Below are 11,552 nucleotides of genomic sequence, written 5' to 3' on the forward strand. Positions count from 1 at the left end.
CACCTATTATTTTCCTAAACAAAATTGACTAAACAGTTGATTGACTAATTCATCCGGACTACTTTCACCCGTAATTTCACCTAATGTACTCCAAGCATCATTAAAATCAATCTGCGCAATATCGATTGGTACGTCCTTTTCCAGAGCACTAATTACATCATGCAACTGCTTTTTAGCTTTCTCTAGCAGACCTATTTGCCTTTGGTTAGTGACCATAACTTGATCATTAGAATTTTCAATCCCATTAAAAAACAGCTTCTTAATTGCATCTTCAAGCAAGTTAAGGTTTTTTTCTTTCAAAACAGAAATCGCAATGGTTTCACTAGCAGTTAACCGTTTAATCTCTTCAAGTGAAACTTTTTGACCTAAATCCGTCTTATTTAGAATTACAATTCTCTTTTTATTTGCCGTGGCATCGATTAATGTATAATCTTCAGGAGTTAGCTCTTTACTAGAATCAAATAAAAGTAAAACCAAATCAGCTTTAGCTAGTGCCTTTTTTGAACGCTCAACGCCAATTTTTTCCACTTTATTATCAGTATCTCTGATTCCAGCTGTATCGATTAGCTTTAAGGGCACACCTTTGACAGAAACATATTCTTCCAATGTATCACGAGTTGTTCCGGCAACATCCGTTACAATGGCTGTATCGCTCTTGGTCAAATAGTTAAGTAAAGATGACTTACCTACGTTAGGTTGGCCAATAATTGCAGTCGCTAAACCGTTACGTAACGCCGTTCCTTCTCCAGCTGTCTCAAGCAAAGCGTCAATTTGATCAATGACCACCTTGGACACCTTAATCACTTGATTAGCGGTAACCGTATCGGCATCATATTCAGGATAGTCAATGTTAACTTCCACATTAGCAAGTGTATCCAAAATTTCTTGGCGCATCTTTTGAATGGTTTTAAGTAACCCACCTTCAAGCTGGTTTTCGGCAACTTGTCTGGCGCGATCGGTTTTTGCACGAACGATATCCATCACACTTTCTGCCTGTGTGAGATCGATTCGACCATTGACAAAAGCCCGTTTAGTAAACTCTCCCGGATCAGCCATGCGCGCACCGGTTTTTAGCAACAGCTGTAAAATCCGATTTGTCACAACAATTCCGCCATGGCAGTTAATTTCAACCACGTCTTCACGGGTAAAAGTTTTAGGAGCAAGCATTACTGACACCATTACTTCATCGATTATGTGGTTAGTTTCGGGATCAATTATGTGCCCATAGTGAATTGTGTGCGTTGAAACTTTGCTTAAATTAGAACCTTTGAAAACTCTATTGGCAATTTCAACCGCATTTTCTCCTGATAAACGTACAATTGAGATTCCGCCTTCGCCAATTGGCGTCGAAATTGCTGCTATTGTGTCAAATTCAGCCAGAGTCTGTGCCATGATTTTCTCCTTTTTCAATAAAAAAAGCGCGTTATACCACCACGAAAAAACATGATGTATAAAGCACTTTGACTACTTTATCTAAAAATCACTTTAGATTGATATTTATTTACTTTTTACGATTTAACCGTTTGTAGGTTCTCCTGAGCTGACGTTTTCGTTCACGTTCTGCTTCAGCTTTAGCCCTTTGTTCACGACGATATTTAATTGGGTTTTGCAAAATAAAAGTCTGAATAACTTGGAAGAGGTTAGAAACTACCCAATACAAAACAATGGCGGATTGGAAGTAAATACCCATCACACCAACCATAACTGCCATGCCGTAGGTCATAATCCTAGTTGACATTGTCTGCGATTCTTGTGGTGTTGATAGTTGACTAATATAAGTCGATAAGAATGTAAACACCATTGATAAAATTGGCATAATGAAGTATGGATCTGGTTTTCCTAAATCCATCCACATAAAGTGACCAGTCTGTAATTGCGGCGTCTGCCAAATCGACCCATACAAAGCATACATGACCGGCAGTTGAATAAGCAGTGGCAAACAGCCAGCATACGGATTAATTCCGGCTTCTTTATATAACTTATTAGTTTCTTGGGAAAGCAACGTACGCGACTCGGTATCATTACCTGAGTACTTTTTACGCAATGCATCAATTTCTGGCTGAATTCCCTGCATTTTAGTTGTGCTCTTAATCTGAATCGCACTTAGTGGATAGACAAGCACCCGCACAATAACAGTGAAGACGATAATTGCCCAGCCATAACTATTCCCCATCATCTTAGCCAGCCATAGCAAAAACGTTGACATGTAATAAATTACCCAACGATTCCACCAGCTACCGCTAGTATGTGAAATAGGTGCTGGTTTAGCATTTGACGATGCGCATCCCGTTATAACAACAGCAACTCCGACTACCGCCAGTAATACAAGTAGCCGCTTGACATTCTTTTTATTTAAAATGTCTTTCACTCTAATTTTCCTCAACTTTATCAGGTATTTCTTCTATAATATTAGCCAAAATAAGCGCATGAAGCAAATTCTTCCGCACATCATTCATGCTAAAATCACGGGCATACGGTCTAGCAATCACTAGAAAATCAATATGCGGATTAATTGCTAGCTTCTCTTCAGTGAGAACAGCTCGAATATAACGTTTGATGCGATTACGAACAACTGCAGTATGCCCTACTTTTTTGCCGACAGAAATGCCCACCCGGAAGTGTGTATTCTCAATTTTATCTATTTTATAGATGACAAATGCCCGATTTGCTACCGAATTACCGGCTTTAAAAACTCGCTGAAAATCGTTTTCTGTTTTAACTCGATAAGATTTTCTCAAAACGCTTCATTCCACTCTTTGATATTAAAAAAACCACTGGGATTCAGTGGTTTAAGCAGATAAGACTTTTCTACCCTTTGCACGGCGTCTAGCCAAAACCTTACGGCCATTTGATGTGCTCATACGCTTCATAAAGCCATGAACGCGAGAACGGTGGCGCTTTTTAGGTTGGTAAGTTCTTTTAGTTGTCATTAAACTACACCTCCATTTTTAATATGCTGACTGCACAATTTAAATACTAGAATAACATGATTAAGTTGAAAAACCAAGCGAAAACGAAAAAAAGATGTTACTAAGTGCACGTAATCTTATTTTTTGCAAACTACGTTGTCATGCCTTAATTATTGTAGGTCCTCTTTCCCGATTTCAATTGATGGATAATGTCCTAAATCTGGCAAAAAGGTATCTAACGGGCAACTGTATACCATATAATAGGCGCCTTTTTCTTTAGAGTTAAGTTCAGCAAGCTTTTGTTTAGCTTTTTCAACATCATTAGTTACGTATACGACACTTACAACACCAACTTTTTTGTTAGAGGCTTCTTCCACACTACCTTTAAGGATTACTTTTAAATTGCCGTCATTTTTTAGACCCAACTTTACGTAATCGTTATAATCCATATTTATACCTCCCAGAAATTTTCAAATAGCTACGATTAATTATATCTTTATTTTTAGCTTTTTAAAATTCAGTGTCACTATTAGAAAATTCAGTTTATTATTTCAAGAGCATGTCCAAATCTTTTGTTCAAATATCTATTTTATAACTAATTAGGCTATTCTATATTCCAATCAGCTCGCCTGATAAATCATAGTAAAAAGCACTTTGCAAATGCAAAAGTGCTTTTAGTATTTTTTTAAAAATCATAATGAATCATTTGACCGTACTCACTGATTAGTTGACGGTTCTTTTGATCTCCACCATCTAGATTAGCTGAATAAAAAATTGGTGCTTCATGTCCACCTTGATCAACCAGTCTTTGGCTAGCTTCAACAATAATATTATCTAAAATTGCTGCTCCAATTACGGTTGAAGTTGGACCTACTTTTTGGGCAGTGCCTTTTATCTGACAAGTTGCATCCCCAATATCACCATGGTTATCAATTACAACATCTGAAACTTCAAATAAACGCTTACCAGAAGAGTGGCGGCTTGATACAGACTTAGAATAGGCCAAATTTGTCAATCCAATAATTTTTACCCCTTTTTCTTTTGCAGCTAATGCCATGTCAATAATTACTGGGTTCCGCCCAGAAACAGAATGAAGAATAAGAACGTCGTTTGAATGAAATTTCACTGTACTTGCTAAAGCAGTACCATAGCCTTCAAGTCGCTCCATTTTGCTGGTAAAAGTAATTGGCTTTCTGTCCAACATTACTTCTCGGCCAAAAATGGCATTTATTGTAATCATCCCACCTGCACGATAGTACATTTCTTCAGCTAAAATGCCGGCATGACTAGCACCAAAAATGTAAATAGAGTTTTTTCTAATATTGGCATTCGTAATCAAATCAATTGCTGCTTCAATATTTTCCCTTTCATCTTCTTTTATGATGCTAAGAATTTTTTCAATTTTATTGATGTAGCGATACACATTAAATCCCTCCAATCAAGCTGCCAATTAATTTGCTGATAATACTCCAAAGCGAAAGATCATTTCCGCCAAAAATTAAAATCCAATTTTTTATTGTGCTGCCCATCATAACAGCAGAAATTCCAACTAATGCTACCATCGCTACAGAAGCAACTGCTGTACCAATAATAGCACCTCGTATACCTCCCTGGCCTTCACCTATAACAGCGGCACCACCGCATTCAAAGAAGCTAGTAATCATTAAAGGAACAATCAAAACACCAAATACATTCGTTACATTAGCAACTAACACAAGGATAGTTGAGGTAATAAAAGCTGACAAAAAGCCAATAATAACAGCATTAGGCTTATAATTAAACAAAATCGGTACATCAAAAGCTGGCTTTGCACCAGGTACAAGTTTTTCAGAAATGCCCTGAAAGGCCGGAATAATTTGATTTACTAATAAACGAACACCATAAAGCAAGATTAATAAACCACCGCCAAAGTTTAAACCAGCATTCAGTGCCACAGTAAATAAATTTCCCCCTTTTGGAACTAATGCTGGAGCAATTATGCCAACAATGATATCAACTGTAAACATCACAATTCCACCAGTAATTGATATGTCACGGAAAAATGACAATCCTTTTGGTACATTTATGTCTTCGGTTGAGTGTTTTTTATCTCCAACATGTTTTGCTACAAAACCTGAGATAAGAGACAAAATTGTCGTTGGATGCCCTATCAAAAAAGAATCATCGCCTGTTGCTGCCCAAACATATTTTCGTAAAACCCACGGTGCGACTGAAAAATAAATAGCTGAAAGAATTGCGCTGACTATAATCAGGCTAGTGCCTCGCAAGCCACCCTCTACACCACCAGCAACAATAACAAATGGAACCCACCATAACATGTGTCCAGTTAGAAAAATAGTCTTAAATGGTGTGAAACGTGCTATCAAAATATGGATAACAAGCGCTAAAAACATTGCCATGCCAACTGCTCCACCATATTGAGCTGTAAATGTTACATCTGTCATGCCTTTTGCTACCTGAACGCCCATTTTGGTTTGAATAGCTACGTTAATGGCTGAAACTACGCCTGTCAGCATGTTTACACCTGCAGTTAAGATAATCATCCCAAACGCTGCCGAAATACTTCCTTTGACAATCTCTGCTACTGGTTTTTTCTGAACAATTAAGCCCAGCATAGCTATCAATCCTAACAAAACTGGTGGATCTTGTAGAATATTATTTGAAATAAACTTTAAAACTTCCATTAGTTATACCCCTTCTTTATTTGCCAAAAAATCTTGCATGGCTGTTAAAACTTCATTTTTATCCATATACCGTTTAATTGCATAAACTGGTTTATCTGTATATGATTCAATATCTGGTTTTAGCTCTGCACTAGTAAAATAAACATCCGCTTGCTCAGACTTAGCCGACGCTATATCAGTGTTTTTTACGTCTGCATCAATTCCTAGCTCCATAACTACTTTATCTATAGTCATTTTTAAAACCATTGAACTACCTACACCAAAACCACAAACTGCTAAAATTTTCATCATTAAACCTTTGCTTCCTTAAACATTGCAATAATTTCATTTTTATTCGCACCTAAAATAGTCTGATACGATTTGGTGTCCATAAAAATCGAAATTACCTTTTTCAAGCTTTCCAAATGGCTAGTATTATCGACGGCTGCCATTACTAAAAATATTTTCACTGGTTTGCCTTCTAAATCAATTGGTTTACGAGAAACTAACAGGCTCATGCCTAATCTGTTAACACCTTCCCCAGGACGGGCATGCATCAAAGCAAAGTAGTCCGCTAAAACCATATAGGGGCCATTAATTTTAATGCTTTCAATCATATTCTTGACATATTTCGGCGTTATTATCTTTTCCTTTAATAGAGGATCGCTTGCTTGTTTCAACGCTAACTGCCAATTATCAGCATCATCAATTACTTGAATGTTATTTTCATTAAATAAAGTATCTGTCACTATTATTTAGCCTCCATCATTTTTGAAATAAACCATTCTTTATCATTTATTCCTCGCATAATTAGATTCATAAACGGCTCTACATTTTTTTTATCATCTTGTTTAATCATCAACATAGCTACAATATCAACCCGATTGTTGCCCCAATAAATCGATTTGTCGAGAACTGCAACTGCAATATGGCTTTCAGTAAGTAGGCTCGGATCACCATGAGGAATTGCAAAACCATTACTTAAATAAGTGGTCTGCAGTTTTTCTCGGTTTAAAACTGATTTTTTGTAATTCTCAGTACTTTGCTTATTAACCCATTCACCTTTTTCAAGCAATAAATCAATAATCTGATCAGCGCTCTTTTTAGTCGTAAAAATCACATTTCCTTTTAAAAGTGGTAAAACACTTTTAAAATCGGATTTGTTATTTTTCGATTTTTGTTGCATTACAATATCAATATATTTATTTGCAATATTTTTCATATCTTTAACAGTTAAAATGGGAGAAATATTTACTACCGGAACTTCTTGTTCAGACAATTCTACCGTCGAGATTATCAATGAAACATTTGACAAGTCTTTTTTAGCTAAATTATGTTTAGATACGACTTCCGTAAGAGCAGCAGAAGGTAAAATTCTTCGGATTTTTGCACTAATTAGTGAACTCATACCAATGCCATTTGGACAAACAAATAAAATCCGATTAATTTTCTTATTTCGTTCAATGGCAGCTTGAAAATGTAAAGTAACAAAACCTACTTCATCGTCAGAGACAGTAAGATAGTTAATTCCGCTAAATTCACTTAACGCATACCATACAACTCCATATAAATTTGAATAGCTCTCTTTTATTTCTGCCAGCATTGGATTAATAACCGTTGTCTTTGATCGCAAACGAAACTCCATTTGATACAGGTGAACTAAAAGTGAACTCAATAGAACCGTATCTCTAGTTAAATCAATGCAAAGACTCTCTCCAACATTTTTTATTAGTTTTTCTACTTCATTTTTAAAGTTTTCCGGAATTTGTCCATCTTTCATGAAAAAGTTGAAACCATTCCCTATAACTATGTAAGAAAGATACTGCATTTCTACATTGTCAAAGTGATAAATTTCTTTTTCTTCTACTGAACTGAGCAGCTGATAAACAAGTGGATACTTATCAAACTGAGCAAATATTTCATTAAATCGAGTTTTATTTTTCCAAGAAATTTGATTTCCATTTTTTCCTCTAAAAACCAAAATAGCAGTTGAAATAGCTATATCTTCTACATAGTTTTCTGGGACTTCAAGTTTCCATGATAGTAATTTCTCATGAAATACCTCAAGAATAACTTGAAGCAAATTAGTATCAAGAAATAAATCAGTCAGCCCTTTTTGTTGTTCATCTTTAATCTTCAACAAATCAATTACAACCCTTTTAATTATCTTTTGTTTATCTATTTCACCTCCACCAATATATGAGCCAGAATTATTAAAAAGAAGAGGGATATTATCCTTTGACAAACGAGCTTTAATAGCAGCTATATCATTTGCAATACTGCTTCGTGAAACAAAATAGTCTTCTGCTAAACGATGATAGCTCAAGTGCTCTCCATTAATTAGCCTTGCCAAAATGAAAAACTTACGTTCCTTACTATTTGAAAATTCTTGTGTTTTCAAAATTATCACCCTCTACTATTCTATATATTAATAAGTGCTCAAAAATCTGAGAAGAACAAAGATAAATACTTTTTCCTAGCCAAAACTTGAACACCTGAGAATTTAGTTCTTAACCAACCCCAAATTTGTTCAAAAAGAAACCATAGTTTTTTATCCACAAGTTGCAAATCACATTTCTTTGCACAGCATTATCCACAGTTCACAGCTTGTCAAAAAAGATATGCACAGCATGTGGATATTTCGTCTATCCTTTCACGAAAACCCTTATTACAATAGCTAAAGCTTTCCACAGACTCACCTGTACATTACTACTTTTTTGACTTATTCTTAGCTAAATTTGTGTATTTTCAGGAAATATCTATCCCCAACTTGTTGATTTTGGATTAAACTTATTCACTTGTGGAAAACAGTTTATTTAAATGGTAAAATAAATTTTGCTTAACGCTATCAAGGGGGATACTATTTTGTTTGACATTAATAAATTTTGGCAACATTTTAACGACGAAATGCATGAGCGTTTTAATGATATTGCTTATAACGCTTGGTTTAAAAGTACTAAACCGATTTCTTATGATAAAGATAGCCATGAATTGAAAATTGCCGTGCAAAATCCCGTAACAAAAGGCTATTGGGAAAAAAATCTTTCGGCACAATTAATTCAATCGGCGTATGGCTATGCAAACATTGAAGTTCTGCCGGTTTTTCAAATCGAAGGCGATACTAGTAGTGAGCGTATCGTAACACCTAAGCCTCAAAACCAAGAAGTTCAAGACCAACCCCGTCAGCAAACAAGTAATGCCTTTATGCGTAACCTTAAGCTAAACGATAAATATACTTTCGATAATTTTGTTCAAGGTGAAGGAAATAAACTAGCTGCCGGTGCTGCTCTAGCAGTAGCAGACAGTCCTGGCAGCTTCTACAACCCCTTATTCATTTTTGGTGGCGTTGGTCTTGGTAAAACGCACTTAATGCAGGCTATCGGTCAACAGATGTTAACCGAACGGCCAAATGCCAAGGTCGTTTATATTCAAAGTGAAACCTTCGTTAACGACTTCATCAACTCCATCAAAAATAAAACGCAAGATCAATTTCGCGAGAAATACCGTACCTGCGATTTACTATTAGTAGATGATATTCAGTTTTTTGCTAAAAAAGAAGGTATTCAGGAAGAATTCTTCCATACTTTCGAAACACTATATAACGATCAAAAACAGATCGTCATGACTAGTGACCGACTGCCAACAGAAATTCCCGATCTATCGGAACGGTTGGTATCAAGATTTACTTGGGGTCTGCAAGTTGAAATTACTCCGCCAGACTTAGAGACGCGTATCGCGATTTTGCGCAAAAAAGCTGAAGCTGAAAATCTCACCATTGATGACAATACGCTGGATTATATCGCTTCTCAAGTTGATACTAATATCCGCGAACTTGAAGGTGCCTTGGTTAAAGTACAAGCCCATGCAACAATTCAGCATGAAGATATCAACGTAAATTTAGCGCGAGAGGCACTAGCTGACTTAAAATTAGTCCAGAAGAATCAAGGTTTACAGATTTCTAAAATTCAAGAAGTTGTTGCAAATTATTTTCAAACCCCTACTTACGAACTCAAAGGTAAAAAGCGGGTGCGCCAAATTGTCGTACCAAGGCAAATTGCTATGTACTTATCCCGTGAACTAACGGATTCAAGTTTACCCAAAATTGGTCAGGAGTTTGGCGGAAAAGATCATACTACCGTAATGCACGCTTGCGATAAAATCGCGCGCGAAATTAAAACTGATTCTGAAATTAAAACTGCAGTCTTTGATTTGAAACAGATGCTCGACCGATAAAAAGTGATTAAATTGTGGACAACTTTCAATCTTGTGCACAATTTCTTAACCGACGTAATTACGTTATTTTAGGGTAAACTTAACTTTTCAACAGTAATCACAGGACCTACTAATACTACTTAATTAAATATATAATTAATATAAATAAAACAGACACGAAATCCAGGAGGCAACAAATGAAATTTACCGTAAACAGAAATCTCTTCGTTGATAATTTAAATAATGTAATGCATGCTATTTCTTCTCGAGCTACGATACCGATATTAAGCGGAATCAAACTTAATTTAACTGAAGACGAATTAATTTTAACTGGAAGTGATACTGACATTTCAATTGAAATTAGAATTCCGGTAAGTGAAGATTTAACTGTTGCTTCACCAGGGACAATTGTATTACCGGCGCGTTTCTTCAGTGAAATCATCAGGCGCTTACCAGGTAAAGAATTTTCACTTGAAGTAAAAGATAGTTTTCAAACCCAAATTATTTCTGAAAACAGTGAATTTACGATTAATGGTTTAGATGCAAATAACTACCCAAGATTACCAGAAATATCAGACGATTCCGCTTTTGTTATTTCTGGCAAGACTTTTCGAGAAATTATCAATGAGACCCAATTTGCAGTTGCTACTCAAGAAAGTCGCTTAGTTTTAACTGGTGTTCATTTTAATTTCAGTCCAGACAAAATTCATGCAGTTGCCACCGATTCACACCGCCTTTCAAGTCGAGCATTAACACTAGAAAATGGTCCACAAACAAAAGCAGATTTAATTATTCCGGGGAAGAGTTTACTTGAATTAGCACGAATTATTGGTGAAACGGATCCCGAGATTAAAGTTTGTCCTGGTGAAAATCAGGTACTCTTTGAAATTGGAAATATTTTGTTCTATTCCCGTCTGCTTGAAGGAAGTTATCCTGATACTGAACGTCTAATTCCAACAGAAAGTACAACAGTGGCTGAGTTTGATTTAAGTGAATTATCAAGCGCACTTGATCGGGCTAGTTTACTTACTCATGCTGGGCGCAATAATGTAGTTGATTTAACTTTAGATACAGAAAATCACTCGGTTAAGTTATCTGGTGAATCTGCGGAAATTGGTAATGTTGAAGAAGATGTTAGTTTTAAAAAGCTTGAAGGTCAAAAGCTGAAGATTTCCTTTAACCCTGACTACTTACGTGATGCTTTACGAGCTTCAGTAACTGATTCGGTAATAATGGAATTTACGCAGCCACTACGTCCATTTACAGTTAATCCTGACAAAGATGATATTGATTTCGTTCAATTAATCACTCCAGTCAGAACTTTTTAAGCAATTACAAATTCTAAGAAAAAGCTGTCAATTGATGGCTTTTTTTATGCTCATTTGGCAAAATCAGCCAAATAAGCTCGCTGTTCTATTTTTAGGGTCGTCTTTATGGTGGGATGTTTATTTGCTTAAAAACCGCTTATATGGCTTTATATTGCGTTTTGAGTTGTATTTTACCTGCCAAACGCTTATACTTAAGTATGAGTAATTAAAGGGGTGAAGGTGGATATTATCAAAGAATTTCGCGTAAAGGGTGAGTATGTAACCCTAAGTAAATTTTTAAAAGAAGAAAGTTATATTTCTTCGGGCGGTCAAGCTAAGTGGTACCTGCAGGAAAACCCAGTTTTACTTAATGGGGTTAAGGAAAATCGGCGTGGCAAAAAAATTAGACCAGGCGATGAGCTTGAAGTTGCTCAAGAACTGTATGAATTTCGGTAATGCAA

The 11,552-nt window shown here is 36.0% G+C and carries 13 protein-coding genes; 3 read left to right on the forward strand and 10 right to left on the reverse strand.

The features are described from left to right. Positions 1–6: 6 nt before the first annotated feature. The 10 genes from mnmE to AC2JF9_RS05300 all read right to left on the reverse strand — a co-directional run bounded on the left by mnmE (position 7) and on the right by AC2JF9_RS05300 (position 7,973). Entirely contained in the window at positions 7–1,392 is a 1,386-nt protein-coding gene (mnmE, locus tag AC2JF9_RS05255; protein ID WP_500725744.1) for a tRNA uridine-5-carboxymethylaminomethyl(34) synthesis GTPase MnmE, read from the reverse strand. Between the two features lie 109 nt (positions 1,393–1,501). Continuing rightward, positions 1,502–2,368 carry a membrane protein insertase YidC gene (locus AC2JF9_RS05260; protein ID WP_500725745.1) on the reverse strand — a complete coding sequence of 289 codons (867 nt, stop codon included), beginning with the start codon at positions 2,366–2,368 and terminating at the stop codon, positions 1,502–1,504. A gap of 1 nt (position 2,369) precedes the next feature. Then, entirely contained in the window at positions 2,370–2,738 is a 369-nt protein-coding gene (rnpA, locus tag AC2JF9_RS05265; RefSeq protein WP_500725746.1) for a ribonuclease P protein component, read from the reverse strand. Between the two features lie 51 nt (positions 2,739–2,789). Beyond that, the gene (gene rpmH / locus AC2JF9_RS05270) at positions 2,790–2,930 is read right to left on the reverse strand and encodes a 50S ribosomal protein L34 (RefSeq protein WP_003549412.1); all 141 of its coding nucleotides are present in this window, start codon (positions 2,928–2,930) and stop codon (positions 2,790–2,792) included. Between the two features lie 149 nt (positions 2,931–3,079). Further along, positions 3,080–3,358: a hypothetical protein gene (locus tag AC2JF9_RS05275; RefSeq protein WP_500725747.1), complete on the reverse strand. Its 279-nt coding sequence runs from the start codon at positions 3,356–3,358 to the stop codon at positions 3,080–3,082. A gap of 236 nt (positions 3,359–3,594) precedes the next feature. Further along, positions 3,595–4,332 (reverse strand): SIS domain-containing protein, encoded by a 738-nt coding sequence (locus tag AC2JF9_RS05280; protein WP_500725748.1) that lies wholly within the window; start codon positions 4,330–4,332, stop codon positions 3,595–3,597. Between the two features lies 1 nt (position 4,333). Next, the gene (ulaA, locus tag AC2JF9_RS05285; RefSeq protein WP_500725749.1) at positions 4,334–5,593 is read right to left on the reverse strand and encodes a PTS ascorbate transporter subunit IIC; all 1,260 of its coding nucleotides are present in this window, start codon (positions 5,591–5,593) and stop codon (positions 4,334–4,336) included. Between the two features lie 3 nt (positions 5,594–5,596). Then, positions 5,597–5,881 (reverse strand): PTS sugar transporter subunit IIB, encoded by a 285-nt coding sequence (locus AC2JF9_RS05290; protein ID WP_500725843.1) that lies wholly within the window; start codon positions 5,879–5,881, stop codon positions 5,597–5,599. Between the two features lie 2 nt (positions 5,882–5,883). Beyond that, positions 5,884–6,321 (reverse strand): PTS sugar transporter subunit IIA, encoded by a 438-nt coding sequence (locus AC2JF9_RS05295; RefSeq protein WP_500725750.1) that lies wholly within the window; start codon positions 6,319–6,321, stop codon positions 5,884–5,886. A 2-nt stretch (positions 6,322–6,323) separates the two neighbouring features. Then, on the reverse strand, positions 6,324–7,973 hold the full coding sequence (locus tag AC2JF9_RS05300) for a BglG family transcription antiterminator (RefSeq protein WP_500725751.1): 1,650 nt from the start codon (positions 7,971–7,973) through the stop codon (positions 6,324–6,326). Positions 7,974–8,437: 464 nt separating this feature from the next. Here AC2JF9_RS05300 and dnaA point away from each other — a divergent pair, with 464 nt between their 5' ends. The 3 genes from dnaA to yaaA all read left to right on the forward strand — a co-directional run bounded on the left by dnaA (position 8,438) and on the right by yaaA (position 11,547). Next, positions 8,438–9,805, forward strand: a complete 1,368-nt coding sequence (gene dnaA, locus AC2JF9_RS05305; protein ID WP_500725752.1) for a chromosomal replication initiator protein DnaA — start codon at positions 8,438–8,440, stop codon at positions 9,803–9,805. Positions 9,806–9,981: 176 nt separating this feature from the next. Beyond that, on the forward strand, positions 9,982–11,112 hold the full coding sequence (gene dnaN / locus AC2JF9_RS05310) for a DNA polymerase III subunit beta (protein ID WP_500725753.1): 1,131 nt from the start codon (positions 9,982–9,984) through the stop codon (positions 11,110–11,112). Positions 11,113–11,331: 219 nt separating this feature from the next. After that, positions 11,332–11,547: a S4 domain-containing protein YaaA gene (yaaA, locus tag AC2JF9_RS05315; RefSeq protein WP_500725754.1), complete on the forward strand. Its 216-nt coding sequence runs from the start codon at positions 11,332–11,334 to the stop codon at positions 11,545–11,547. The last annotated feature ends 5 nt before the right edge of the window (positions 11,548–11,552 follow it).

The organism is Lactobacillus sp. C449L (assembly GCF_059900815.1).